The organism is Nonomuraea sp. NPDC050394 (assembly GCF_044459065.1).
Taxonomy (GTDB): Bacteria; Actinomycetota; Actinomycetes; order Streptosporangiales; family Streptosporangiaceae; genus Nonomuraea.
Window position 1 is genome coordinate 1 of record NZ_JBITIO010000036.1, and the last position, 24,807, is coordinate 24,807.

A 24,807-nucleotide genomic window follows, 5' to 3' on the forward strand; every position below is an offset into this window, starting at 1 on the left:
GCGGGCCTACCCGGGCCTGCCCCCTCTCACGCGTGCGCCTCCCATCCATGCCGCTCTCCCCACGCTTGTCGAGCGCCGGGACGGCGGGAGACCGAGCGGGAGGCTCCACCACACAGACCTCGGCGGCCGGGGCTCACCCACCCCGCCCCGGCGAGGGCTCACCGCACGCCACCCAACCACTCACCCACCTCGCGTCCCATCCACCCACCTCGCGTCCCACCCAACGCCGCCCACCCCCGCTTGCCGCCCCTCCCCACGCTTTTCCAGCGCCGCGACGGCGAGCACCCCCGCGGACGTGTCCGGCGCAACGCGCACGGCGCCCGGGTCGGTCTGGCCGCTTGTCTCTGGCACACCCTCCGGGTCTGTGTCCCGTCGCTTGGTCCAGAGGCTGGGCGGTGAGAAGCCGCGTGGGCGTGGATGGTGCAACATGCCACAGCGACGCAAACGTGCCACGGCGTCGCAGTGGACCGGGGGTCGGACGGGCCACTGGGCACTGCGGGGCGATGGCGGCAGTGGGTCTTGGCTGGGGACCCTTAGATGTGGAGGTGGCCGTTGGGCGGGAGCGCTTAGATGTGGAGGTGGCCGTTGGGTGGGAGCGCTTAGATGTGGAGGTGGCCGTTGGGTGGGAGCGCTTAGATGTGGAGGTGGTCGTTGGGTGGGAGCGCTTAGATGTGGAGGTGGCCGTTGGGTGGGAGCGCTTAGATGTGGAGGTGGTCGTTGGGTGGGGGCGCTTGGATGTGGAGGTGGCCGGAGGTGATGGTGATGGCGTGGCCGGCCAGGTCGACTCGGGGGCCGCGGAGGGTGACGTGGATGAGGCCGCCTCTTCGGGAAAGCTGGGCGGCGGTCATCTTGGTGCGGGCCAGTCTTGGGGCCCAGTAGGGGGCCAGTGCGCAGTGGGCGGAGCCGGTTACCGGGTCTTCGGGGACGCCGCCCTTCGGGGCGAAGAAGCGGGATACGAAGTCCGTTGAAACACCGCGGGCCGTGACGATTACCGCACGTGCCGCCAGGTGTGACAAGGCGGTGATGTCCGGGGATAGGGTGCGGACTTGTTCTTCGGATTCGAGCTCCACCAGCAGATCGTCTTTTGCGGTGCTGACCTGCACCGGGACGACGCCGAGCGCTTTTGCCAGGCCGTCCGGAGGAGTGGCGGGCGTCACTTCCTTGGCGGGAAAGTCCATTGTGATCATGCCATCTGTGGTGCGATTCACAGACAGGATTCCGCCGGCGGTCTCGAATTTGAGTTGGCCGCTCGCGGCGCCGGTCGAAAACAGGACGTGGGCCGTGGCGAGGGTGGCGTGCCCGCAGAGGGAGACCTCGACAGCGGGGGTGAACCAGCGCAGTGAATTGTCCAGCAGGAATGCCGTCTCCGACAGGCCGATCTCGGCCGCCACCGCCTGCATCCAGGCCGCGGGCGCAGGGGACTCCAAGAGGCAGACCGCCGCTGGATTACCCCTGAACGCCACATCGGTGAAGGCGTCCACGGTGTAGAGACGCATGGTTTGGATGCTATAGGCCGCTTGTAATCCAGCTGCAACCAGGGTGCTAGCCGTACAAAATGGAATAAGTGCTGGGCGTGTCGCATGGCGAACGAGGAATCGTCGGTTACCGTCCAATGTGTGGGGACGTGCCGATTACGGTGAGTTCCTGAGGAAAGGACATACCGATGGGGGCAGTGCGCAAGGTGGTGAGCTACCTTGGCCTGGGCGGCGTCGATCCTTACGACGAGGCCTACGAAGAAGAGCAGTACGAAGACGAGTACATGCCGGCGTCCGAGAGGGCGGCGAAGCGGTGGAGGTCCACCTCTGAGTCGTCACGCATTGTGATGGTGCAGCCGTTGAAGTACAACGACGCGCCGATGATCGGTCAGCACTTCCGCGAGGGGCAGACGGTCATCATGGACGTCACCGGCATGCCGATGCCCGAGGCGACCCGGATGGTCGACTTCGCCGCGGGACTTGCCTATGGGTGCGAAGGGCGGATCGAGCGCATCGCCGACCGTGTCTTCCTGCTCGCGCCGGCGCACGTGGAGATCGAGACCACCTAGGCGGCGCGAGGGCCGCGGCGGATCAACCGGTTGACATCGGTTGAGTCCTCCGCTGCCTGTTTGGCGCGGGCTTCGGCCTCGCGGGCGTAGGCGTGGAGAGCCCACACCGCGCCGTCGGCGAGTTCGCGAAGCTCGCTGAGTTGAGCGGTGACGTAACGACTATCCGCTTCGTTGGCCTGGTGGCGTTTGCGAAGAAGCCAGCCTCCCAGGCCGAGCATGGCCACGCCCAGCACTGCGAACAGGCCATGAACCACGAAGGCGACCACGGCGACCACGCCGAGGGCGAGCAGCGCGTAGGCCGCGATCGGCGGTCGGCGCGGGATGACGCCCGTCGCCACGATCTCCTGTTCTGCCTGTGCGAACGATTCCTGGTCCGGCCCTTCCGGATGAAGCACGATGCGGTGCCCCAGGAGCGACACGGTGACGGTCGCGGGCGGCACCAGCTGGGTGTCGGACTCCAGTTCGTCGGCGAACTCGCGCAGGATCGGCGCGGCCACGTGCAGGGCGATCGCCGCGAGGTGCGGATCGGCGCCGGGACGCAGGTCGTCCAGCAGGTGCGCGGTCAGCGACCCCATGGGCCCCTCGGGGCCGCCGAGGCCGATCAGCGAGCGCAGCACCGCGATCGGCTCGTCCTCCGCCCAGGTGGTGGCGGGGCTGCCGGCGCTGTTCGTGAGTGGGGTGGAGGCTTCCTGGTCGGCCTGTTTGGCCGAGGTGATCTCGGCGCAGCGAGCGCGTAGCCGGGCGAGGCGGGCGGCGGCCTGTGCGGGGCGGGCCAGCTCCGGGATCTCCGCCATTTCCGGAAAGTCCACGAGAGACTCGGGCACGACCACCGACGGCTCGCCGGGCGCGAGCGCCTGCACCCAGGTGCGCGGGTCTGCTTCTTCCTGTACGGCCAGCGCATCCAGCTTCCGGAGCACGAAGATCTTGCCGGCCGGGCCGTACGCGCCACGGGCGGCGGCCAGCCACAACCCACGCTGCCCATGCGTAACGGGCCGCTCGGTGGACAGTTCGCCGAAGGCGGTGCCAAGCCAGGAGGCGTGGATGCGGCCGCCATGGCCGGCGACGGCGAGCGCGAGGCAGAGGAACAGCGCGGTCTTCTGCTGGTCGCGGCCGGCGGCTCTGGTCAGGGGTTCGATCGGATCGTCGCCGGACAGGATGGTGACCAGCGCTTCCACGGCGGGCGGCAGCCAGTAGCCGGGCACGTCGTGGAGTTCGTGTGTCTGGGGCGGCGCGGAGCCGTTGGCGGCCAGGTGCGCCAGCAGGGCCTCAGCGTAGCGGTGAAGCTCAGTCGCAGCTGGGGGGCTTGCGGTCAGATCCGTGCTCAAGGCGGAAACTCCCCCAAATATCGGCCTCACATTCATGACCGCGTAAAGCCTAGCCGGGGGGCGCGCCAACCAGAGGGAGGCGCGCCCACCGCAGCGTCCGAAGAGGGCGAGAAACCCCTCCAGACCTGGGCGAAGCAGACGTGCACGTTAGCACGACATGTCTTACATACGGTCGGGTACCGGGACGCCCAGGAGGTCGAGTCCGGTTTCGATGACGCGCAGGGTCAGCGCGCACAGGGCCAGCCTGGACGCGCGGGTCTCGGCGTCGACGCCTTCCTTGAGAACCGGGCACTGCTCGTAGAAGGTGCTGAACAGGCTGGCGATCTCGAAGAGGTACGCGCACAGGCGATGGGGCTCGACCAGGCTGCCCACCTGCTCGACGACACTGCCGAACGACAGCAGGTGAAGGGCGAGCGCCCGCTCGGCCTGCTCGCCCAGCAGGATCGGGCCACTCACCGCGGCGGCCTCGACCTCGCCCCTGCGGAAGATGGACCGGATCCGGGCCGTGGCGTACTGCATGTACGGGCCGGTGTTGCCGGTGAAGCCCAGCATGCGGTCGAAGTCGAAGACGTACTCGCTGTCGTGGCTGACCGACAGGTCGGCGTACTTCACCGCGCCCATGCCGACGCCGCGGGCGATCTCGGCCTTGGTGGTCTCGTCGTAGCCGCGGTCGTCGATGGCGGCCGTCGCCCGGTCCACCGCTTCGTGCAGCAGGTCCATCAGCTTGACCGACGCGCCGGAACGGGTCTTGAACCGCTTGCCGTCCTTGCCGAGCATCATCCCGATCTGGATGTGTTCGGCGGAGACGGTGTCGGGCAGCCAGCCGGCCTGCTCGGCGGCGGCGAACACCATCCGGAAGTGGAGGGCCTGATCGGCGCCGACGACGTAGAGGATCCGGTCGGCCTTGAGGTCGTCCACCCGGTAGCGGATGGCGGCCATGTCGGTGGAGGCGTAGCCGTAGCCGCCGTCGCTCTTCCTGATGATGAGCGGCAGCGGCTTGTCGTCGGAACCGGTGAAGCCGGGCGGGAACAGGCAGAGCGCGCCCTCGCTGATGACCGCGACGCCCATCGCCTGCAGGTCGTCACAGGTCTTTTCGAGCATGGGGTTGTACATGCTCTCGCCGGCGATGTCGGTGTCGGTGAGCGTGACGCCGAGCATGTCGTAGAGCTTGTTGAAGTAGCGGATGGTCGCTTCCATGAAGACGTGCCAGAGCCGCATGGTCTCGGGGTCGCCGGACTGCAGCGTGGTCACCCGGACGCGCGAGCGCGTCTTGAACGTCTCGTCGCCCTCGAACTTGGCGCGGGCGGCCTGGTAGTACTCGGTGCTGGCGCCGGCTTCGAGCTGAGCCACGGCGGCGTCCTCGCCGATGTCCAGCAGATGCTCGATGAGCATGCCGAACGGCGTGCCCCAGTCGCCCAGGTGGTTCTGCCGGATGACGGTGTGGCCGAGGTGCTCCAGCGTCCGGGCCATGGCGTCGCCCACGATGGTGGTGCGCAGGTGGCCGACGTGCATCTCTTTGGCCGCGTTGGGCGCGGAGTAGTCGATCACGATGCGCTGCGGCGGCGTGCTCTGGCCGACGCCCGCGCGGGGGTCGGCGAGCATGCGCCCGGCCTCGCCGGCGATCCAGGAGGAGTCGAGCGTGATGTTCAGGAAGCCGGGACCGGACACCTCCACCGTGCCGGGGAAGTCCGACATCTGCGCGCTGATGGCCTCGGCGACCTCCCGCGGCGCCCGTCGCAGTCGCTTGCCCAGGCTCATCGCGACGTTCGCCTGGAAGTCGGCGAACTGGGAGGGCCGGATCAGCGGGTCTGCGTCGGCGTACTCGGCGCCGAACGCGTTGGCCAGCGCCTGCTGGACGCGCTCGGTGAGCACTAGCTGCGGGTCGGTCATGTCTTAAGCGTACCGGTGACCTTGACCGCGATACTGATGGCGACGGCGGCCACCACGGACACTCCGAGCGCGAGCAGGTCGTTGCTCACGTCGGAGGGTGCGAGCGCGAAGAACCACCTGGTCAGGGGCACGGCGAAGGACACGGCGAACAGCACGGCCATGGCCGCGATCAGCACGATCTTCCACCACAGCAGCGGCCGCGCCACCAGGACCAGCACCCACCAGGTCGTGAGGAAGAGCGTGATGACCGCGGTGGTGCGGTCCTGGATGAGCGTGGACGTCCCGGAGTGCGCCGCCCAGAACGAGAAGAACACCGCCGCCGCGCAGATCACCCCAGCCGGTACGGCGAAGCGCATCACCCGTGGCACGAACCCGGGCCGGGACCGCTCGTTGCTGGGCGCGAGCGCCAGGAAGAACGCCGGGATGCCGATCGTCAGCGCGTTGACCAGTGTCGAGTGCCGAGGCTCGAACGGGAACATCAGCCCCAGCACCCCCACCAGCAGCGACAGCACGATGGCGTAGAAGGTCTTGGTGAGGAACAGGTTCGAGACCCGCTCGATGTTGGCCAGCACCCGCCGCCCCTCGCCCACGACGTACGGCAGCGTCGCGAACCGGTTGTCCAGCAGCACCACCTGCGCCACCGCCTTGGTGGCAGGGCTGCCCGCGCCCATGGCGATGCCGAGATCGGCGTCCTTGAGCGCGAGCACGTCGTTGACGCCGTCGCCGGTCATCGCGACCGTGTGCCCGCGCGACTGCAGCGCCCCGACGAACTGCCGCTTCTGCACCGGTGTGACCCGCCCGAAGACGGTGTTCTTCTCCAGGATGTCGGCGAGCTTTTCCGGGTCGTTCTCGGGGAGCGTGCGGGCGTCCACGGCGCGCTCGCCGCCGGGGATGTCGAGCCCGACGGCGATGGCGGAGACGGCCTCGGGGTTGTCGCCGGAGATGACCTTGACGGTGACGTTCTGCCGGGCGAAGTAGGCCAGCGTCTCCTTGGCGTCGGGCCGGATGCGCTGCTTGAGCGTGATGAGCGCGACGGGCTCCGCCGTGCCCTCGCCGTCCAGCGACGAGGTACGGCACAGCGCCAGAACCCTCGCCCCGGTCGCGGCCAGTTCGGCGGCCCCCTCGAACCCCTCGCTGCCCGGTTCGAGAAGGATGTCGGGAGCCCCGAGCACCCACGGGCCGTGCTCGGCGAAGTCGGCCCCGCTCCACTTCCTGGCCGAGGAGAACGGCACCGCCTCGGTGGCCGCCCATCCGGGTGGCATGGACGGGAAGCGCTCCTTGATGGCCTGCGCGGTCGGGTTGGGCCGGGGGTCGACGTTGGCCAGGGCGGCGAGGGCGTCGCCGACCGGTTCGCCGCCGCGCAGCGGGAGCACCTCGTCGAGGTCCATGCCGCCGGCGGTGAGGGTGCCGGTCTTGTCGACGCAGAGCACGTCCACGCGGGCGAGGCCCTCGATGGCGGGCAGCTCCTGGACCAGGGTGTTGCGCTGGCCGAGCCGTACCACGCCGACCGCGAAGGCGATCGAGGTCATCAGCACCAGGCCCTCGGGGATCATGGTGACGATGCCGGCTACCGCGCCGGTGATGGCGGTGCCGAAGTCGGCCTCGTTGCGTACCTGGCTCCAGATCAGCAGCGCGCCGATGGGGATGACCAGGTAGGTGATGTACCTGATGAACTTGGTGATGCCGTCGCGCAGTTCGGAGTGGGCCAGGCCGAACTTGCTGGCCTCCTCGGTGAGCTTGGCGGCGTAGGCCTCGGCGCCGACCTTGGTGGCGACGAACGCGCCGCTGCCCGCGACCGCGAAGCTGCCGGACAGCATCTCGTCGCCCGGCTGCTTGTGTACGGCGTCGGCCTCGCCGGTGAGCAGCGACTCGTCGATCTCCATCCCGTCGGAGGCCACGACCTCGCCGTCGACCAGCAGCCGGTCGCCGGGACCGATCAGGATGAGGTCGCCCCGGACCACAGCGCGGGGCTCGATCTCCTGGTCCCTGCCGTCGCGGCGGACGCGGACCGGCGCCTCGTTGACCACGGCCAGCTTGTCGAGGGTGGCCTTGGCGCGTAGCTCCTGGACGATGCCGATGAGCGCGTTGAAGACGATGACCAGGCCGAACAGGCCGTTCTGCCACTCCCCGAAGATCATGATCAACGCCCAGAGGATCGCGATCACCAGGTTGAACAGCGTGAACACGTTGGCCCTGATGATGGCCCACAGCGAGCGGCTGGAGCGCCGCGGTGCGTCGTTACGTGGCGCGACGGCCACCTGAGCGGAAGTCAGCCCGTCCACACAACCCCCCGATGTTGTGGATCACCGGCAAAACACTACGGGGTCACCACAGGCGATGGGTGCGGTGGGTGGCGGCGACGCGCTCGCCGACGCGGGTGACGATGCCGCCCTGGGCGAGGTCGGCGGCGAGCTGGCAGGCGGCGCTGACGCTGGGCGCCTTCGACGATCCGTGCGCGATGACGACGGTGCCGTTCAGGCCGAGGAGTACCGCGCCGCCGTAGGCCTCGGCGTCGAGGCGGCGGTTCAGCTCGCGCAGCGTGGAGCGTTGCAGGATGGCGCCGAGTTTGGCCAGGCGGCTGTCGCCGATGGCCTCCCTGAGCTCGCCGAAGGCGTAGCGGACCGAGCCCTCGATCGTCTTGAGCGCCACGTTGCCGGTGAAGCCGTCGGTGACGATGACGTCGGCGGCGCCGGTGAGCAGGTCGTAGCCCTCGACGTTGCCGACGAAGTGGAGGGAGGGGGAGGCGAGGAGGAGTTCGTGGGCGCGGCGGACCAGTTTGTTGCCCTTCTCCGCCTCGCTGCCGATGGTGAGCAGGGCGACGCGGGGTTTACCGATGCCGTAGGCGGTTTCGGCGTAGGCGGCGCCCAGGTGCGCGAACTGCACCAGCATCTCCGGCTTGACCTCGGCGTTCGCTCCGGCGTCCAGGAGGAGGGCGGGGTTGGGGCGGGTGGGCAGGGCCACGGCGATGGCGGGGCGCAGCACACCCTGCTGGCCCTTGAGCCGCAGGCGGCCGGTGGCGACGATTCCGGCGGTGGATCCGGCTGACACGACCGCGCAGGCGTTGCCCTGCCGTACCAGATGACAGGCGATCGCGATGCTGGAGCGGGGGCGGCGCAGGCTCGCCAGCGCGCCCTCGTCCATCGCGAGGGCCTCCTCGGCCCGCACGATCGGGATCTCCTTGGTGGCGCCGTGGTCGGCCAGGCTCTCGTAGAGCACGCGGGGCGGGCCGACGAGCACCACGGAGAGGCCGCGCTCGCGCACGGCGTGGACCGCGCCGCCGATGATCTCGTGCGGCGCGTGGTCGCCGCCCATGGCGTCCAGTGCGATCGGCTTAATGTCGGACAACTCTCACCCCACACGCATCGTAGGCAGGTGGGGCGGCAGCCGTTACGCCAGGTTCCAGTCTGAGACCCCGCGCGTCACGATGACCTTGGAAAACGCGGAGGTGCCCGTCACCCGGATGAGTGGTCCGTCGCCTTCGACGCCGCCGGAGACGTTGCGCTTGCCGAACGCCGAGCCGCCCTCGTCGACCACCCTGGCGTTGTCGGGAACCCGGACGATGACCTTGCTGAACCGGGCGGCGATCTGCAGGGTGATCTCGCGGCCGGGCAGGACGGCGTCGGACAGGTCCACGATCATCGCGCCGAAGTGGGCGCTCAGCCGGGTGTGGCGGGAGGCGACCCAGCGCCCCTTTCTGATGATCTTGCTGAAGGTGGAGTTGATGTTCTGACGCTCGACCACGGCGGGGGCGGACGTGCCGGTGACGTCGGGCAGGTCGCGGGTCAGGGGGATGAGTTCGCCGACCGTTTTGGCGGAATATGTGACATCCAGCCGGTCCGCGTGCTCGACTGTGGTGAGTCGTCCGGTGGCCAGCGCCTCGCTCAGCACCGCGGCGACTCGATCGCGGTCGGCATCTGAGGCTCGCAGGACGGGATCGTCGGTCACGAACTGCAGTGTATGCCCTCTCGCGATATGTCGCGATAGGCAATCCTCAGGAGAATCTTGGGCCCCAGCGGAACCAGAAGTGGCTTCGCACGCGTCCGGGTATAAGAACCCTAGACGCACGACTGGGTCGAGAGGTTTACATCCGATCGAACAAAAAAGATGGGAAAGGCCTAGTGATCTTGAACCAGGCAGGAACGCGACGCTTCCGGGCGTACACGTCCAAGCACCTCGACGAGCTGTTGCTGCGTGCGGGGCTCAGCGAGGAGGAACGTCTGAAGGTGCGCGCCGTCGCGACGGTGCTGCCCTTTCGGACCAACGCCTACGTCGTGGATGAACTCATAGATTGGTCGGCAGCGCCCGACGACCCGATATACCGCCTCGTCTTCCCGCTGGCGGACATGCTGCCCGCGGCCGACGTGGCCAGGCTCGCCGACCTTCTCAAGGCCGAAGCGCCGGCCGCCGAGCTGAACGCGGAAGCCAACAAGGTACGCGCGCAGCTCAACCCGCATCCCGCGGGGCAGATGGAGCTCAACGTCCCGCGCATCGGCAGGGAACCGGTGCCCGGCATGCAACACAAGTACCCGGAGACCGTGCTCTTCTTCCCCAAACAGGGGCAGACCTGTCACGCGTACTGTACGTACTGCTTCCGCTGGGCCCAGTTCGTCGGCGACGCGGACCTCAAGTTCGCCTCCGACGACATCGACCAGCTGGTGTCGTACGTGCGCCAGCATCCCGAGGTCACCAGCGTTCTGCTCACCGGCGGCGACCCCATGATCATGGGTGAGCCGGTGCTCAAGCGCTACGTCGAGCCGCTGCTGGAGGTCGAGCAGCTCGAATCCATCAGAATCGGCACCAAGTCGCTGGCCTACTGGCCACAGCGATTCACCACCGATCCGGACGCCGACGACACGCTCCGCCTGTTCGAGCAGGTCGTCGCGGCCGGGAAGAACCTCTCCTTCATGGCTCACTTCTCGCACCTGCGAGAGCTGGACTCGCCGCTGGTGGAATCCGCAGTGGAGCGGATCCTCGGCACGGGGGCGACCATCAGGACGCAGGCTCCGCTGATCCGGTCGATCAACGACGATCCGGCCATCTGGTCAGGCATGTGGAAGCGGCAGCTGCGTATGGGGATGATCCCGTACTACATGTTCGTCGAGCGCGACACGGGACCACAGGACTACTTCGCGGTTCCGCTGGCCGACGCGTACGAGGTCTTCCGTGAGGCCTACGCCTCCGTCTCCGGGCTCTGCCGCACGGTGCGCGGGCCTTCGATGTCGGCCACGCCCGGCAAGGTGTGTGTGGACGGCGTCACCGAAATCGCCGGCCAGAAGGTCTTCGTGCTTCACCTCATCCAGGCACGCGACCCTTCGCTCGTCGGCCGGCCGTTCTTCGCTCAGTACGACCCGCAGGCCGTCTGGTTGACGGACCTGCGCCCTGCCTTCGCCGACAGGTTCCCTTTCGAGACCGGCGTCGCCACCGCCAGGCTGTCCGCCTGAGCGGTTCAAACCGAGCCCCCAGCCCGTGACCCGGTGGTGACGGGCCGTCTGGGGGCTCCTTCTTGTGCCCATCTCCTGGTACGCGCGTCGCCGCTCACGCGGGCTTCGGCTCGTACCGCAGGGCGATGATGCCGCACGCGAACGGCGTGGCTGACACCAGCCGCAGCCGCTGGGGCGTGCCGAGGTCGGGGAAGACCGGCAGGCCCCTGCCGATCGCGGCCGGCTCGACCAGGAGGTTGAGCTCGTCGATGAGGCCGTTGGCCAGCAGGCTCGCCACCAGCTCCGCACCGCCGTAGGTGATGATGTCGCCGCCCTCGGCGGACTTGAGGCGCCGGACGGCCTCGACCACGTCGCCTTCCACCTTCGCGTTGTCCCAGGGGGAGTCGGTGAGGGTCTTGGAGATCACGACCTTGGGCGTGTCCGTCATCCAGGCGGCCGACTCCTTGTCCTCGCCCTCGGGCTCGGCGGCCCAGTGCGGGATGAAGCCCTCGGCGAGCTTGCGGCCCAGCAGGATCGTGTCGACGCCCTCGGTGATGGCGCTGACGTAGGTGCCGAGGTCTTCGCTCCACGGGGTGGAGATCCAGTCCATCTCGCCGTTCGGGCCGCCCATGTAGCCGTCGGCGGTGATCTGGAGCTGGAGCTTGAGCTTGCGCATGTCGTGTGTCCTTCCGGGGTGTCTTCCAACTGGCTTCAGCTTGCCGGGCACCCCTTACGGAACGTTTAAGACATTCCTTAACTGCGCTTATGGGCTCTCTCGACTGTCCGGGCCCCAGACGGCCGTGCGCGGCCCGGGAGGCCCCCGCCTGCGGCCTCGCGGGCCCGTGGGGCGCCCGGAGCCGCTGCCGGGCCGTCAGGCTGTGGCGTGGGCCTTGTAGGGCGGCCGGGATGGGTTTCCGGTCAGAAGACGCGTACGGCGGTGCGGCGGGCGATCTGGGCCTGCAGGCGGGCCATCTGCCAGTGGAGTTCGATGAGTTGCTCGGCCAGCTGGGCCCGGGGCACCTCGGAAGGGTCCTCGATGGCCAGGTGGTCTATCGCGGTCGACAGCTCTCGCATCGCGCGCCCCCATTCCATCACGTGTCCTCAGGGGATCGAATTAACGTTCGAATCCTATCGGAACATGTGGGGGCGCGTCAGCGATTTGGGGTGGGTGGCACTCAGGTTTCGTACACAGGTGCGAGATAGCCGCGAGCCAGCGTGTTGGCGGTGATGTTGAAGCCCACGACCGCCGCCGGGGTGTCCGGGTCCAGGCCCAGCGACTCCACGCCCAGGGCGTGGACGGCGAACAGGTAGCGGTGGGGGAAGCCGGGGGGTGGGGCGGCGCCGCCATACGCCTTGGTGCCGAAGTCGTTGCGGGCGTGCACGCCCGCCTTCGTGTCGGCGGCGCCCGCGCCCGCCGGGAGCTCGGTGACGTCGGCGGCGACGTCGAACAGGAGCCAGTGCCAGAAACCGCTGCCCGTGGGGGCGTCGGGGTCGTAGCACGTCACGGCGTAGCTACGGGTGCCCTCCGGGGCGCCGGACCAGCGCAGGTGGGGGGACTGGTTGCCACCGGTCATGCCCCAGTCGTCGAACACGTGGGCCTCGGCCAGGCGTTCGCCGTCGTGTACGTCATCGCTCTCGACGGTGAGGGCGGGGACCTCGGGCAGGAAGTCGTAGGGGATCGGTGGCCGCGCGGACATGTCTACCTCCGAAGGACGGGTTCGTACGCTCCCATCTTTATCGGAGATCAGCCCTTGTTGTAGGCCGTCATCACTTCCTTGGGATCGCCGTCCATCTTGATCTTGCCCTTGTGGAGCCAGATGACCCGGTTGCAGGTCTCCTCGATGACCTTGTGGTCGTGGGAGACGAGGAAGACCGTTCCGGCCGACTCCCGGATCTGCTTGATGCGCTCCTGGCTCTTCTTGCGGAACTCGCGGTCGCCGGTGGCCAGGGCCTCGTCGATGAGGAGCACGTCGTGGGTCTTGGCGCTGGAGATGGCGAAGCGCAGGCGGGCACCCATGCCGGAGGAGTAGGTGGACATCGGCAGCTGGACGAAGTCATCGATGCCGGAGAAGTCGACGATCTCCTGGTACTTCTCCTTGACCTCGGCCGGGGTCATGCCCATGGCGTAGCAGCCGAGCACGATGTTGCGCTCACCGGTGAGCTCGCGCATCAGCGCGGCGTTGACGCCCAGCAGGGACGGCTGGCCGTCGGTGTAGACGGCGCCCGCGTGGGGCGGCAGGAGGCCGGCGATGGCGCGCAGGAGCGTGGACTTGCCCGAGCCGTTGCGCCCCACGATGCCGATGGCGTCGCCGTGGTAGGCCACGAAGGAGACGCCCTTGACGGCGTGCACCTCCTTCATCTGCGGCCGGCCCTGGCGCTTGAGCATGCGGACCAGCGCGCTGACCGCGTTGCCCTTCTCGTGGTCGGAGGCGGCGCTGTAGACGCGGTAGACGATGTGGAGGTCGTCGACGACCACGGTCGGAGTGCCCGTCGGGGCGTCCACAGGCTTGTGACCGGTGGGCTCCGGGTTGGGGTACACCCTGACGTCCTTACTCGTGGCGACGCCGGGCTCCTCGCCCTTCACCTGTGACAACTCCTCCGTCAGCTCAGCCACGCCCGTACCTCTCCTCGGCCCGCCAGAAGTACCAGAAGCCGAAAACGAGAGCGAACAACGCCCAGAATACGCAGCCCGCCATGGCAAACGCAGGGGGGTTGTGGTCGTCGGGCATGAGAATGTCCCGCATGACCTCGATGTAGGAGGCCGCCGGGTTGAGATACATGACGTTGGCGACCCACTGGGGGAGACCGGCGCCGCCGACGACCTTGTCCTGGATGGAGAAGAAGACGCCGGAGGCGTAGAGCCAGGTGCGCATGATGAACGGCAGGAGCTGGTTCATGTCGCGCATGTTCGAGCCGACGCGGGCCATCACGAGGCTGGCCCCGACGTTGAAGAGCGACTGCAGGGCCAGCACCACGGGGATGAGCAGCCAGAGCAGCGTGGGCGGCTCGCTCCAGACCACGATCAGCAGCAGCACGCCCATCGAGATGCCCAGCTGCTGCAGCTCCTGGATCGTGTACGCCAGGGGCAGCGCGGCACGCGGGAAGTGAAGCGCCCGGATGAGCGAGAGGTTGCCCGAGATGGACTTGGCCCCCGCCGTCACCGACCGTTGTGTGTAGGTGAAGACGAACATCCCGGTGAGCAGGAAAACCGGGTAGTTCTTGATCCCATGGGCGCCGCCGAGGATCAGGCCGAACATGACGAAGTAGATCGCGGCGTTGAGCAGGGGCGTCAGCACCTGCCACAGCTGGCCGAGGGCGGAGCTGGAGTACTTCGAGACGTTGCGCGAGGTCGCGTACGTCATCATGAAGTGCCGCCGCTCCCAGAGCTGGCGCAGGTAGACGTGGAACCTCGGCCGTGCGATGGCACGGCGAAGCCCGTATCTCTTGGCGAGCTTGGCCAGCGGCTCCTGCGCGCTTCGGCCGCCCGCCTGGGCGTCCGCGACCGCGGATTCCGGCTGGCTCATGGCATGGACTCTATTGGATTCGGGTCGGTGGGGTGCCGGTCACGGCAGTTCGCCGCGGTCTGTTGGACGGGTTTTGCGGGCCGCTGGGTTCCCGTACCCCCTCAGCACAGCACTTCTCCGGTCAACGCCCCAAGTAGATGGCCTCAGCACACCGTCTGGAGGGGTATTTTTACTCAACTGTTCACGTCCTGACGTGTCCTATTACGCGTGGTTGGTGGCTTTTTGCGCGTCTTGTGGGAAATGTCTGTGACGTTGGATAGGCGCACGTGTGACCGAACTGCAACGCGCCAGAGACTCGCTGGTGGCAAGTAGTGAGGGATAGTCGCGATCGACTGGCAGGGCGTCGGCTGGTTTGACCATGTCAGCCAAACCCGGGGGATTACAAGGACCCCCCGTCAGGCTGCTCTGGATCAACGCAGCTCAGCGCTAACGCCCACCTGGTAGAGGGAGGAAAGTTCTCACAATGCGTGTTACTAAGGGCGCACAGATCGTCGCCGGTACCGCGCTGCTCGCCCTCGCGGTTGCCGCGTGTGGCGGCGGCGGTGCCACGGAAAGTGGCAACACTGCCGCGGGCGGCAGCGACACGCCGGTCCGCATGGAGCTGGGCGAGCCGCAGGAGCTCCTGGTTCCGACCAACACGACCGAGTCCGAGGGCGCGGAGGCCCTCGCGGCCGTGTTCGAGCCGCTCGTCAACTACGACGAGAACAAGAAGGCTGTCGAGGCCGCTGCCGAGTCGATCACCTCCGATGACCAGAAGGTCTGGACGATCAAGCTCAAGGCAGGCAACACCTGGCACAACGGTGAGCCGGTCATCGCGCAGAACTACGTGGACGCGTGGAACTACGCCGCCAACCAGGACAACGCGCAGTCCGCCGGGTACTTCTTCGGCCGTGTCGACGGCTTCGCCGACCTCAACCCGGGTGAGGGCAAGCAGGTCACCGCGAAGGGCATGAAGGGTCTGGAGGCGGTCGACGACACGACGCTGAAGGTCACCCTCGCGGCGCCGTTCTCGCAGTTCAAGACGCTCCTCGGCTACACCGCCTTCTACCCGCTGCCCAAGGCCGCCTTCGGCGCCGACGGCAAGGTGACGCAGGAGTACGGCGAGAAGCCCATCGGTCAGGGCCTGTTCAAGCTGGACAAGCCCTACAAGAAGGGCACCGACCAGACGATCGACATGTCGGTCTACGACGGCTACAAGGGCCCCAAGCCCAAGGGCTGGACCAAGCTGCAGTTCAAGCTGTACACCAGCGCGGAGACCTCGTTCAACGACCTGCAGGCCGAGAACCTGGACATCCACGACTCCCTGCCGCCGTCCGCGATCGCCACCGCCAAGACCGCCCTGGGCGAGCGCTACCAGGACCAGCCTGACGCCGGCATCGGCTACATCGGCGTCCCGCTGCAGTACAACCCCGATTTCAAGAACGCCGACGTGCGCAAGGCCATCTCGATGGCCATCGACAGGAAGACCATCGCCGAGACGGTCTTCTCCGGTACCCGCGCCCCGGCCGACGACTTCATCAACCCGGCCATCGACGGTTACCGCCAGGGCGCCTGCGCGGCCTGCGCGTACAACCCGGCCGAGGCCAAGAAGCTCTACGAGTCCGCCAAGGGTCCGGCGAAGCTGGAGCTCGGCTACAACGCCGACGGTGGTCACAAGGAGTGGATCGAGGCCGTCGCCAACAACCTGCGCGCCAACCTCGGCGTCGAGGTGACGCCGAAGCCGTTCGAGAAGTTCCAGGCCATCCTGGACGAGCTGGACGCGAAGAAGTACACGGGTCTGTTCCGTATGGGCTGGGCGATCGACTACCCGTCCGCGGAGAACTACCTGACCCCGATCTTCGGGACCGGCGCCATCAAGACGGGCTCGAACTACGGCGGCTACACCAGCAAGGAGTTCGACGACCTGCTCGCCAAGGGCGACCAGGCGGCGACTCCGGAGGAAGGCCTGAAGTTCTACCAGCAGGCCGATGACATCCTGAACAAGGAACTGCCGTACATCCCGGTTTACTTCTACCGGAACAACTCCGGCTACTCCACCAAGGTCAAGAACGTCAAGATCAACCTGCTTAACCAGGTCGAGTGGTCCCAGGTCGAGAAGGCCTGACGTTGTTCCCCGGGGCGGGCGCGCTGTCGCCCGCCCCTTGAGGGCCAGCCACGGAGGCGGTCACTTGGGCCGGTAGATCCCACCCCCCAGGTGATTGCCTTCTTGGCATGTACGGGAGGCTTAAATGGGCCGTTATATCATCAGGCGTCTGATCCAGGCGATACCTGTACTACTGGGTGCCACTCTGCTCATCTTCGCCATTGTGTTCGCGCTGCCCGGCGACCCTGTCGCAGCGCTGGCCGGTGAGAAGAGGACAGACCCGACGATCGTCGCGATCCTTCGCGAGCGATACCACCTCAACGATCCGCTGCTGCTGCAGTACTGGTACTACATCAGCGGCGTCATCTTCCGCGGTGACTTCGGCGTCACTTTCGCCGACGTACCCGTGTCCCAGCTCATGGCCGGCAAGTTCCAGGTCACGCTGAACCTGGCGCTGACCGCGCTGGTCTTCGAGGCCATCATCGGCGTCGGTCTCGGCCTGTGGGCGGCGCTGCGCCGCGGCAGGGCCGCCGACACCATGATCCTGGCCTCGACCCTTCTGCTGATCTCCGTCCCCACCCTGGTCACCGGCTTCGTGCTGCAGCTGGTGCTCGGCGTGAAGGTCAAACAGTGGACCGGCATCGACATCTTCCCCATCGCGGGCATCAGCAACGGCTTCCGCAGCTACCTGCTGCCGGGCTTCGTGCTGGCCGGCATCTCGATCGCCTACCTCACCCGATTGACACGGACCAGCCTGGTGGAGACCCTCCGAGCGGACTACATCCGCACGGCGACCGCCAAGGGCCTGTCCAGACGGCGGGTCATCGGCAGGCACGGATTGCGCAACGCGCTGATCCCCCTCGTCACCTATCTGGGCGCCGACCTCGGCAACCTCATGGGCGGCGCGGTGATCACGGAGACGATCTTCAATCTCCCGGGCATCGGCAACCAGCTCTTCCAATCCGTCTACCTGCGTGAGCAACCCGTCGTCGTCGGTATCGTGACAGTTCTGGTGCTGATCTACATCGTCGCCAACCTGGTCGTCGACTTGATGTACGCAGTGCTCGACCCGAGGATCCGCTATGAGTGACATCCAGCAGCCTGCGGCGCCCCTTGTGCCGAACACGGTGCCGACGTCTCCACCGCCAGCCAAGCACAAGAAGAAGGAGGGCAAGCCGGCAAGCCTCTGGAGCGACGCCTGGCACGACCTCCGCCGCCGTCCGATCTTCATCATCTCGGCGATCCTCATCGCGGTCCTCGTCGTCATGGCGCTGTGGCCGTCGTTGTTCACGTCCATCGACCCGAACGACCCGAGGACCTGTGAGCTGGCCACGGCCCGGCAGGGACCCAGCAGCGGCCACCTCTTCGGCCGCGACAACCTGGGCTGCGACGTCTACGCGCGCTCGATCTACGGCGCCGCCAACTCGCTGCTGATCGGCATCTCGACCACGCTGGCGACCTCGCTCATCGGCGGCATGTTCGGCCTCGCGGCCGGGTACTTCGGCGGCGTCACCGACACGCTGGCCTCCCGCCTGACCGAGATCTTCTTCGCCATCCCCAGCATCCTGGGCGCCCTGCTGATCGCGGCCACCTTCCGTGGCGGCCCGTTGAGCAGCATCACCCTGGTCATCATCGCGTTGACCGTCCTGGGGTGGCCGATGACGTACCGGATCATGAGAGCCGCGGTCATCACGGCCAAGAGCCAGGACTTCGTGGTCGCGGCCAAAGCCCTGGGCGCCGGCCACATGCGGATCATGATGAGGCACCTGCTGCCGAACGCGCTCGCGCCGGTCATCGTCATCGCGACGATCAACCTCGGCGGGTTCATCGCGGCCGAGGCGGCGCTGTCGTTCCTCGGCGTCGGCGTGACCTCGCCGGACATCTCGTGGGGCCTGATGATCTCCGACGCCCGTAACAGGTTCCTGGACGCGCCGCTGCCGCTGATCTTCCCGGCCGTGTTCCTGAGCATCACGGTGCTCGCGTTCATCATGCTGGGCGACGCCGTACGCGACGCGCTCGACCCGAAGCTCAGGTAAGGGGGACCTGTGAAGAAGACATCCCCAGAGGTGTTGCCCGCCGAGGGAGGGCTGGGCAACGAGCCTCTGCTCGCTGTCGACAACCTGCACGTGGAGTTCCGCACACGGGCCGGCGTCGTGCACGCCGTCAACGGTGTGACCTATTCGCTCAACCCCGGCGAGACCCTCGCCGTGCTGGGCGAGTCGGGCTCCGGCAAGTCCGTGACCGCCCAGGCGATCATGGGCATCCTGGACATGCCGCCCGCGGTGATCCCCAAGGGCGAGATCCGCTTCCGCGGCACCGACCTGCTCAAGCTCTCGGAAGACGCCCGCTCGCAGGTGCGCGGCCAGCGCATCGCGATGGTCTTCCAGGACGCGCTCTCCTCGCTGAACCCGGTCTTCACCGTGGGCTGGCAGATCAGCGAGATGTTCCGCGTGCACCGGGGCATGGGCAAGAAGGAGGCGCTGACCAAGGCGGTCGAGCTCATGGACCGGGTCCGCATCCCGGCCGCCAGGCAGCGCGTCAACGACTACCCGCACCAGTTCTCCGGTGGCATGCGCCAGCGCATCATGATCGCGATGTCGATCGCGCTGGACCCGGAGGTGCTGATCGCCGACGAGCCGACCACCGCGCTCGACGTGACCGTCCAGGCCCAGATCATGGAGCTCCTCGCGGAGCTCCAGCGCGAGAGCAACATGGGCCTGATCCTGATCACCCACGACCTCGGCGTGGTCGCCGACGTCGCGGACAAGATCGCGGTCATGTACGGCGGGCGGATCGTCGAGAACGCCCCCGTCCACGACATCTACAAGACACCCGCCCACCCGTACACGAAGGGCCTGCTCGAATCGATCCCCAGGGTCGACCAGAAGGGCCAGGACCTGTACGCCATCAAGGGCATGCCGCCGAACCTGCTGGACATGCCGACCGGCTGCGCCTTCCACCCCCGCTGCCCGTACCGCCAGGACATCTGCGTCACCGAGGCCCCGGCGCTGTCCGGGATCAGCGGTACGCGCAGCAGCGCCTGCCACTACTGGAGGGAGGTCCTCGATGGCACCCACGAGTGAGCCGATCCTTGAGGTACGCGACCTGGTCAAGCACTTCCCGCTGACCCAGGGCATCGTGGTCAAGAGGCAGATCGGCGCGATCAAGGCCGTCGACGGCGTCTCCTTCGACCTGCACAGGGGCGAGACCCTGGGCATCGTGGGCGAGTCGGGCTGCGGCAAGTCGACGCTGGCCAAGGTGCTCATGGCGCTGGAGCGGCCGACGTCGGGCTCGGTCAAGATCAGCGGCCGGGAGATCGCCCACGCCCGCGGCAGCGAGCTCAAGCGCATGCGGCGCAACATCCAGATGGTGATGCAGGATCCGTACACCTCGCTGAACCCCCGGATGACCGTCGGTGACATCATCGGCGAGCCGTACGACATCCACACCGAGGTCGCGCCGAGGGGCGATCGGCGCAAGAAGGTGCAGGAGCTGCTGGAGGTGGTCGGGCTCAACCCCGACCACATCAACCGCTACCCGCACCAGTTCTCGGGCGGCCAGCGCCAGCGCATCGGCATCGCGCGCGGCCTGGCCCTGCAGCCGGAGATCATCGTCTGCGACGAGCCGGTCTCGGCGCTGGACGTGTCGATCCAGGCGCAGGTCATCAACCTGCTGGAGCGGCTGCAGAACGAGTTCAACCTGGCCTACATCTTCATCGCCCACGACCTATCGGTGGTGCGCCACATCGCCGACCGGGTGGGCGTGATGTACCTGGGCAAGCTGGTGGAGCTCGGCAAGGACACGGAGGTCTACGACAAGCCCGCGCATCCGTACACGCAGGCTCTGCTCTCCGCGGTTCCGGTTCCGGATCCGGAGGGGCGCGAGCTGCGCGAGCGGATCATCCTTCAGGGTGACCCGCCGTCGCCGGCCAACCCGCCTTCGGGCTGCCGCTTCCGCACCCGGTGCTGGAAGGCGCAGGAGATCTGCGCGGAGGAAGAGCCGCTGCTGCAGATCCGGCCGGGCACCGCGCACGAGAGCGCGTGCCACTTCGCCGAGACGCACGACGTGGTGCACATCGGTTAGGACGACAGGAAGGAGCCCTCCGCGGAGGGCTCCTTCACGTGGTGGCGATGACGGCCGAGCCGTGCCCGAACAGGCCCTGGTTGGCGGCCAGGCCCACCCGGGCGCCGGCGACCTGGCGGGCGCCGGCGGTGCCGCGCAGCTGCCAGGTCAGCTCGCACACCTGGGCGATGGCCTGGGCGGGGATGGCCTCGCCGAAGGAGGCGAGCCCGCCGGACGGGTTCACCGGCGTCCGGCCGCCGAGCGTGGTGTCGCCGGCCCGCAGAAGCTTCTCCGCCTCGCCGGGCGGGCACAGCCCGACGTCCTCCATCCAGTCCAGCTCCAGCGCCGTGGACAGGTCGTAGACCTCGGCGAAGGACAGGTCGCCCGGTCCCAGCCCCGCCTCCTCGTAGGCGGCGTGGGCGATCGCGGCGCGGAAGGGGCGTTCCGGGGGAGGCACCGCCGCCGCCGAGTCGGTGGCGAAGGCGGGCAGTTCCAGCGTGGTGTTGGGGAAGGTCGGGGTGACGGTCGAGACGGCGGCCAGCCGTACCGGCCGGGAGATTCCGTGGCGGCGGGCGAACTCCGCCGAGGCCAGCACCACCGCGGCGCCCCCGTCGGAGGTGGCGCAGATGTCCATGAGCCGCAGCGGGTCGGCCACCATCGGCGAGGCCAGCACCTCCTGCTCGGTGACGGGCCTGCGGTAGCGGGCCATGGGGTTGAGCGCGCCGCAGGCGGCGTTCTTGACCTTCACGGCGGCGAAGTCGGCGGCGGTCGAGCCGTACAGGGCCATGCGGCGGCGGGCGTAGAGGGCGAAGTAGGCGGGGTTGGTGGCGCCGAGGAGCCGGAAGCGCAGCCAGTCGGGGTCGTCGGGACGCTCGCCGCCGACGGGTTTGAAGAAGCCCTTGGGCGTCGAGTCCGCGCCGACGACGAGTGCCACGTCGCACAGGCCCGCCAGGATTCTGGTCCTGGCCAGGTCGATGGCCTGCGCTCCCGAGGCGCACGCGGCGTAGCAGGAGGCGATCCTGGCTCCGTTCCAGCCGAGCGCCTGGGCGAAGGTGGCGCCGGCGATGAAGCCGGGATAGCCGTTCCTGATGGTGTCGGCGCCGACGACGTACTGCACGTCGGTCCAGGACACGCCGGCGTCGGCCAGGGCGGCTCGGGCGGCGGCGACGCCGTACTCGATGAAGGGTTTGCCCCATTTGCCCCACGGGTGCATGCCCGCGCCGATGACCAGGACGCTCATCGGGCCGCCTCCCACATCCACACCAGCGGGCCGTCGGCGAGCGGTCCGTGGGTGAGCCGCAGCTCCATGCCGACCCGGAGCTCGTCCACGGTCAGGTCCTTGACCTGGCCGAGCACGATGATCCCGGCCTCGGCGAGCTCGACCGCGGCGAGCGTCACCGGCGTGTACGGCTCGGCGGCGGCGAACGGCGGCGGCGGCGCGTAGCAGGCGTTGGTGTAGGACCAGACGGTGCCCTGGCGGGGGAGCCGGGTCTCCTCCTGCGTCTCGCCCGAGCAGTGCGGATTGCGGCAGAACCCCCGCTGCGGCGGAAAGCTGACCGTGCCGCAGCCGGCGCACCGGGTGCCGAGGAGATGGGTGCCGTCGTCGCCGATGGTGAACCAGCCGTCGATCGCCAAGGTCATACCGACGAGTATCACACAAGCGCTTGCTAGGGAGAATGCCTCCGCCGCCGCAAGTGCAGCACCACCACCCTGGCCGACATCGCGACCGTCAGCCCGATCATCGCCACCACCACGGGCAGCCGCGAGCCCGGCTGCGAGGGCGGCGGGCCGCCGCCGAAGTAGCCGCCCACCTGCCCGATCCTGGACGCGGCCGGACGGGCCAGCCGCCCGGCCTCGCGCAGGGCGAGCGCCGCGTCGGCCACCCCGTGACCATAGGCGCGGCTGTGCCCGTCGGCCGGCCGCTTCCTGGTGCCCCGCTCGATGGCCATGCGCACGTGGTACGGCGACAGCCCCGGATACTCCGCCCTGACCAGCGCGGCGATCCCCGCCACCATCGCCGCCGCCGAACTGGTCCCGTCGCCGACCACGTACCCGTCGGGACCGTCGGCGCTGACGATCCCGGTGCCCGGCGCGACCACCGACAGGTAGTCCTGGCGGTTGGAGAAGCGCGGCACCTTCATCCGCTTGTCCACCGCGCCCACGGCGATCACCCCGGGGTAGGCGGCGGGGAAGTTCTTGCGGTTGGCGTCGTCGCCGTCGTTGCCCGAGGAGGCGACGAGCACGGCCCCGCGGGAGATCGCGTACTGCACCGCCTCCTCCTCGGCCGCCGAGCCCTCCCACGAGCCGCTGCCGCCGCCCAGCGACATGCTGACGACCCGTGCGCCCCGGTCGACGGCGTACCGGATGCCCTGGGCGAGCGCGTCGCCGCCGCCCGCGGTGGCGCGCTGCTTGCCGCGCAGCGGGTCGTCGTTCTCCAGCGTCACCCGGACCGACAACACCCTCGCGGCGGGGGCGACCCCCACCACGCCGCGTCCGCCGCCGTGACCGCGCCCGGCGATGAGGCTGGCCATCGCGGTGCCGTGGTGTCCCGTTCTGGCCGGCCCGCGTACGGGCCCGGTCAGGTCGGGTCCCTCGACGACGGCTCCCGCCAGGTCGGGGTGCCGGGCGTCCACGCCCGTGTCGAGCACGGCCACCAGCACCCCGTCGCCCCTGCTCACCTTCCACGCCTCGGGCACGCGCAACGCGGTGAGCTGCCACTGCTGCTGCCCCGTGGCCACGGCGGCCACGCCGCTTCTCGTGGCGACGCCGCGCATGCCGCCCGCGGGCGGGCCCGCGATGAGCAGCGTGACGAGACAGACGGGCAGCAGCCCGGCCGCGGCGCGGATCACCGGGTGAGCGCCTTGTGCAGGGCCTCGGCCAGTTGCACGGCCGCCGCGCCGATGCGCGGCTCGGTCCGGCCCCCCGGCTGGTACGGCCGGCCGTCGGCGTACCCGGCGGCGGTGAAGACCACGTACGGCCCGCCGGAGGCCGCCACGGCGCCGGTGACGTACTGGGCCTCGCCGAACCGCTCGGCCGCGCCGCCGGGAAAGGCCACGGGCCGCACGCTCGGCGGACGCCCCGCGGCGCCGGCGTGAACCGCTCTGACGGGCAGCCAGGAGGGCGCCCCGTCGAGCACGGCCACGCCCACGGTGGCGACGAAGGTCTGCGTGCTGTCGGAGTAGGTGGCCCGCAGGGTCGTCAGGCAGCGCGGCAGCATGGCCGCCGCCGCGGCCTGGAGCGCGACCCGGCACGGCGCCTCGGGAGCGACCCCGGCCAGCAGGTAGGTCACCCGCGCGCCGGACGGGCTCGCGCCGGTGAGCGCGGCGGGGAAGACCCTCGACACCGGCCAGGCGCGCCAGCGCTCGCTCACCGCGGGCTCGGCCGAGCCCCAGGGGAAGGGAAGGATGGACAACAGTGCGACGGACAGCAGGAACACGTCTGCCTCGAAAGAAGGGGGGAGGAGGCGCTCGAACTGCCGTGCATTCTGGCACGCAGGCGATGGTTCAATCCGACGCTTCGGTAAACAGACCGATACGCGGGGTAATGTCCCTATCGCACCGGAGCAGGAGAAAGGCGTACATGCGCGCCCGGCGGGAGCCCCAGGCGCTGGGCCGCATCACCCGAGTTCACGGCGATGGCGATGAGCCCCGCCGAGTCGGCGAAGGCCACCAGTTCGCCCGGCGGCACCGCCGCGTACGTCTCCCGGTACGGCATCGCCAGCTGCCTGCGCCCCATCCACACGCCCAGCGTGTCGCCCACCCGGACCCCGAGCGCCGCCAGGTCGCCCGCGGCGATCGAAAGCTGGGTGTTGCCGTAGCGGTCCACGGAGACCACCTCGCCCTCCACCGAGCCCTCGCGCAGCACCGACGTCGGCTCCGGCAGCGAGATGAGCCGGTTCAGCGGGATCTCCGGCCCGAGGTCGGACGGCTTGCCGCCCACGCACAGCCGCCCGGCCACCGGCGCGTACACGTCGCGGCCGTGGAAGGTCGGCGAGACCGGGCGCAGGAAGAGCGCGTCGTTGGTGATCTCGTAGGCGGACTCGGCGCCCCCGCAGGCGTGTACCGCCCAGGACAGCAGCCCGTTGTCCGGCCCGATGAACACCCGTCCCCCCGCTTCCACGGCCACCGCGCGCCTGGCCCCGCCCGCTCCCGGGTCCACGGCGCCGATGTGCACGCCGGGCGGGATGTACGGGATGGTCTGCGCGAGAACCGCCGCGCCCCGCCGTACGTCGCCCGAAGGGATCAGGTGGCACACGTCGATGACGCGGGCCTGCGGCGCGATTCCGACGATCACGCCATGGCAGGCAGCCACATAGCCGTCTTCGAGTCCGTAATCGGTGAGAAGCGTTATGACTGGGGTCACACTTGGTGACTGTACGTCTCCCGATCCGCGGTGAACACCCGGCTTTGGCACATTACGATGGCCACGGGCCGCGTACGTATGGCGTGAGCGCCGTACG

23 protein-coding genes are annotated in these 24,807 nt (G+C 68.8%); 7 read left to right on the forward strand and 16 right to left on the reverse strand.

Going from position 1 to position 24,807, the window contains the following annotated elements; all coding sequences use genetic code 11:
* Positions 1–698 precede the first annotated feature (698 nt).
* Positions 699–1,496, reverse strand: coding sequence for a PhzF family phenazine biosynthesis protein (locus ACIBKY_RS54895; RefSeq protein WP_397110619.1), 798 nt, complete (start codon positions 1,494–1,496; stop codon positions 699–701).
* Between the two features lie 167 nt (positions 1,497–1,663).
* On the opposite strand from ACIBKY_RS54895, the gene ACIBKY_RS54900 reads away from it, so the two are divergent.
* The gene (locus tag ACIBKY_RS54900) at positions 1,664–2,044 is read left to right on the forward strand and encodes a cell division protein SepF (protein WP_184976456.1); all 381 of its coding nucleotides are present in this window, start codon (positions 1,664–1,666) and stop codon (positions 2,042–2,044) included.
* Here ACIBKY_RS54900 and ACIBKY_RS54905 read toward each other — a convergent pair.
* From ACIBKY_RS54905 to ACIBKY_RS54925, 5 genes are all read right to left on the reverse strand, one after another.
* On the reverse strand, positions 2,041–3,369 hold the full coding sequence (locus tag ACIBKY_RS54905; RefSeq protein WP_397110621.1) for a hypothetical protein: 1,329 nt from the start codon (positions 3,367–3,369) through the stop codon (positions 2,041–2,043). The two genes, ACIBKY_RS54900 and ACIBKY_RS54905, sit on opposite strands and share 4 nt — an antisense overlap.
* A gap of 162 nt (positions 3,370–3,531) precedes the next feature.
* Complete coding sequence (gene argS, locus ACIBKY_RS54910) at positions 3,532–5,259, reverse strand: arginine--tRNA ligase (protein WP_397110623.1); 1,728 nt, start codon at positions 5,257–5,259, stop codon at positions 3,532–3,534.
* Positions 5,256–7,541 (reverse strand): HAD-IC family P-type ATPase, encoded by a 2,286-nt coding sequence (locus ACIBKY_RS54915; protein WP_397110625.1) that lies wholly within the window; start codon positions 7,539–7,541, stop codon positions 5,256–5,258. The genes argS and ACIBKY_RS54915 overlap by 4 nt, the downstream gene beginning before the upstream one ends.
* 43 nt (positions 7,542–7,584) lie before the next feature.
* On the reverse strand, positions 7,585–8,604 hold the full coding sequence (gene plsX / locus ACIBKY_RS54920; protein ID WP_397110627.1) for a phosphate acyltransferase PlsX: 1,020 nt from the start codon (positions 8,602–8,604) through the stop codon (positions 7,585–7,587).
* Positions 8,605–8,646: 42 nt separating this feature from the next.
* Positions 8,647–9,204 (reverse strand): DUF1707 domain-containing protein, encoded by a 558-nt coding sequence (locus ACIBKY_RS54925; protein WP_397110629.1) that lies wholly within the window; start codon positions 9,202–9,204, stop codon positions 8,647–8,649.
* Positions 9,205–9,377: 173 nt separating this feature from the next.
* On the opposite strand from ACIBKY_RS54925, the gene ACIBKY_RS54930 reads away from it, so the two are divergent.
* Positions 9,378–10,700: a KamA family radical SAM protein gene (locus ACIBKY_RS54930; RefSeq protein ID WP_397110631.1), complete on the forward strand. Its 1,323-nt coding sequence runs from the start codon at positions 9,378–9,380 to the stop codon at positions 10,698–10,700.
* Between the two features lie 94 nt (positions 10,701–10,794).
* On the opposite strand, the gene ACIBKY_RS54935 is transcribed toward ACIBKY_RS54930, so the two are convergent.
* The 5 genes from ACIBKY_RS54935 to ACIBKY_RS54955 all read right to left on the reverse strand — a co-directional run bounded on the left by ACIBKY_RS54935 (position 10,795) and on the right by ACIBKY_RS54955 (position 14,203).
* Entirely contained in the window at positions 10,795–11,355 is a 561-nt protein-coding gene (locus ACIBKY_RS54935; RefSeq protein ID WP_397110633.1) for a dihydrofolate reductase family protein, read from the reverse strand.
* Between the two features lie 242 nt (positions 11,356–11,597).
* Positions 11,598–11,753: a hypothetical protein gene (locus tag ACIBKY_RS54940; protein WP_379626114.1), complete on the reverse strand. Its 156-nt coding sequence runs from the start codon at positions 11,751–11,753 to the stop codon at positions 11,598–11,600.
* A 101-nt stretch (positions 11,754–11,854) separates the two neighbouring features.
* Positions 11,855–12,376 (reverse strand): YbhB/YbcL family Raf kinase inhibitor-like protein, encoded by a 522-nt coding sequence (locus ACIBKY_RS54945; protein WP_397110635.1) that lies wholly within the window; start codon positions 12,374–12,376, stop codon positions 11,855–11,857.
* Between the two features lie 47 nt (positions 12,377–12,423).
* Positions 12,424–13,293 (reverse strand): ABC transporter ATP-binding protein, encoded by an 870-nt coding sequence (locus tag ACIBKY_RS54950; RefSeq protein ID WP_397110637.1) that lies wholly within the window; start codon positions 13,291–13,293, stop codon positions 12,424–12,426.
* Positions 13,286–14,203: an ABC transporter permease gene (locus ACIBKY_RS54955; protein ID WP_397110639.1), complete on the reverse strand. Its 918-nt coding sequence runs from the start codon at positions 14,201–14,203 to the stop codon at positions 13,286–13,288. The genes ACIBKY_RS54950 and ACIBKY_RS54955 overlap by 8 nt, the downstream gene beginning before the upstream one ends.
* Before the next feature lie 463 nt (positions 14,204–14,666).
* Between ACIBKY_RS54955 and ACIBKY_RS54960 the strand changes: the two genes are divergently transcribed.
* From ACIBKY_RS54960 to ACIBKY_RS54980, 5 genes are all read left to right on the forward strand, one after another.
* Complete coding sequence (locus tag ACIBKY_RS54960; protein WP_397110641.1) at positions 14,667–16,307, forward strand: ABC transporter substrate-binding protein; 1,641 nt, start codon at positions 14,667–14,669, stop codon at positions 16,305–16,307.
* A gap of 124 nt (positions 16,308–16,431) precedes the next feature.
* Complete coding sequence (locus ACIBKY_RS54965) at positions 16,432–17,376, forward strand: ABC transporter permease (protein ID WP_397110643.1); 945 nt, start codon at positions 16,432–16,434, stop codon at positions 17,374–17,376.
* Positions 17,369–18,322 (forward strand): ABC transporter permease, encoded by a 954-nt coding sequence (locus ACIBKY_RS54970; protein ID WP_397110645.1) that lies wholly within the window; start codon positions 17,369–17,371, stop codon positions 18,320–18,322. Before ACIBKY_RS54965 ends, ACIBKY_RS54970 begins: the two co-directional genes overlap by 8 nt.
* 9 nt (positions 18,323–18,331) lie before the next feature.
* Positions 18,332–19,369, forward strand: coding sequence for an ABC transporter ATP-binding protein (locus ACIBKY_RS54975; RefSeq protein WP_184976434.1), 1,038 nt, complete (start codon positions 18,332–18,334; stop codon positions 19,367–19,369).
* Complete coding sequence (locus ACIBKY_RS54980) at positions 19,353–20,369, forward strand: ABC transporter ATP-binding protein (RefSeq protein WP_379626098.1); 1,017 nt, start codon at positions 19,353–19,355, stop codon at positions 20,367–20,369. Before ACIBKY_RS54975 ends, ACIBKY_RS54980 begins: the two co-directional genes overlap by 17 nt.
* Before the next feature lie 34 nt (positions 20,370–20,403).
* Here the strand turns inward: ACIBKY_RS54980 and ACIBKY_RS54985 are convergent, their stop codons facing one another.
* The 5 genes from ACIBKY_RS54985 to ACIBKY_RS55005 all read right to left on the reverse strand — a co-directional run bounded on the left by ACIBKY_RS54985 (position 20,404) and on the right by ACIBKY_RS55005 (position 24,641).
* Positions 20,404–21,588: a lipid-transfer protein gene (locus ACIBKY_RS54985; protein ID WP_397110648.1), complete on the reverse strand. Its 1,185-nt coding sequence runs from the start codon at positions 21,586–21,588 to the stop codon at positions 20,404–20,406.
* Positions 21,585–21,989 carry a Zn-ribbon domain-containing OB-fold protein gene (locus tag ACIBKY_RS54990; RefSeq protein ID WP_397110650.1) on the reverse strand — a complete coding sequence of 135 codons (405 nt, stop codon included), beginning with the start codon at positions 21,987–21,989 and terminating at the stop codon, positions 21,585–21,587. The genes ACIBKY_RS54985 and ACIBKY_RS54990 overlap by 4 nt, the downstream gene beginning before the upstream one ends.
* Before the next feature lie 26 nt (positions 21,990–22,015).
* Positions 22,016–23,197, reverse strand: a complete 1,182-nt coding sequence (locus tag ACIBKY_RS54995) for a S8 family serine peptidase (RefSeq protein ID WP_397110652.1) — start codon at positions 23,195–23,197, stop codon at positions 22,016–22,018.
* Positions 23,194–23,784, reverse strand: coding sequence for a hypothetical protein (locus ACIBKY_RS55000; RefSeq protein WP_397110654.1), 591 nt, complete (start codon positions 23,782–23,784; stop codon positions 23,194–23,196). Before ACIBKY_RS55000 ends, ACIBKY_RS54995 begins: the two co-directional genes overlap by 4 nt.
* Positions 23,785–23,897: 113 nt before the next feature.
* Positions 23,898–24,641, reverse strand: coding sequence for an S-adenosyl-l-methionine hydroxide adenosyltransferase family protein (locus ACIBKY_RS55005; protein WP_397110656.1), 744 nt, complete (start codon positions 24,639–24,641; stop codon positions 23,898–23,900).
* Positions 24,642–24,807 lie beyond the last annotated feature (166 nt).

What these genes read in the sequence shown, in the direction of transcription:
- ACIBKY_RS54895 (WP_397110619.1), bottom strand. Translation starts at nt 1,496, where the DNA reads ATGCGTCTCTACACCGTGGACGCCTTCACCGATGTGGCGTTCAGGGGT.
- ACIBKY_RS54990 (WP_397110650.1), bottom strand. Translation starts at nt 21,989, where the DNA reads ATGACCTTGGCGATCGACGGCTGGTTCACCATCGGCGACGACGGCACC.
- ACIBKY_RS54965 (WP_397110643.1), top strand. Translation starts at nt 16,432, where the DNA reads ATGGGCCGTTATATCATCAGGCGTCTGATCCAGGCGATACCTGTACTA.
- ACIBKY_RS54935 (WP_397110633.1), bottom strand. Translation starts at nt 11,355, where the DNA reads ATGCGCAAGCTCAAGCTCCAGCTCCAGATCACCGCCGACGGCTACATG.
- ACIBKY_RS54955 (WP_397110639.1), bottom strand. Translation starts at nt 14,203, where the DNA reads ATGAGCCAGCCGGAATCCGCGGTCGCGGACGCCCAGGCGGGCGGCCGA.
- ACIBKY_RS54970 (WP_397110645.1), top strand. Translation starts at nt 17,369, where the DNA reads ATGAGTGACATCCAGCAGCCTGCGGCGCCCCTTGTGCCGAACACGGTG.
- ACIBKY_RS54960 (WP_397110641.1), top strand. Translation starts at nt 14,667, where the DNA reads ATGCGTGTTACTAAGGGCGCACAGATCGTCGCCGGTACCGCGCTGCTC.
- ACIBKY_RS54985 (WP_397110648.1), bottom strand. Translation starts at nt 21,588, where the DNA reads ATGAGCGTCCTGGTCATCGGCGCGGGCATGCACCCGTGGGGCAAATGG.
- argS (WP_397110623.1), bottom strand. Translation starts at nt 5,259, where the DNA reads ATGACCGACCCGCAGCTAGTGCTCACCGAGCGCGTCCAGCAGGCGCTG.
- ACIBKY_RS54900 (WP_184976456.1), top strand. Translation starts at nt 1,664, where the DNA reads ATGGGGGCAGTGCGCAAGGTGGTGAGCTACCTTGGCCTGGGCGGCGTC.
- ACIBKY_RS54945 (WP_397110635.1), bottom strand. Translation starts at nt 12,376, where the DNA reads ATGTCCGCGCGGCCACCGATCCCCTACGACTTCCTGCCCGAGGTCCCC.
- ACIBKY_RS54980 (WP_379626098.1), top strand. Translation starts at nt 19,353, where the DNA reads ATGGCACCCACGAGTGAGCCGATCCTTGAGGTACGCGACCTGGTCAAG.
- ACIBKY_RS54940 (WP_379626114.1), bottom strand. Translation starts at nt 11,753, where the DNA reads ATGCGAGAGCTGTCGACCGCGATAGACCACCTGGCCATCGAGGACCCT.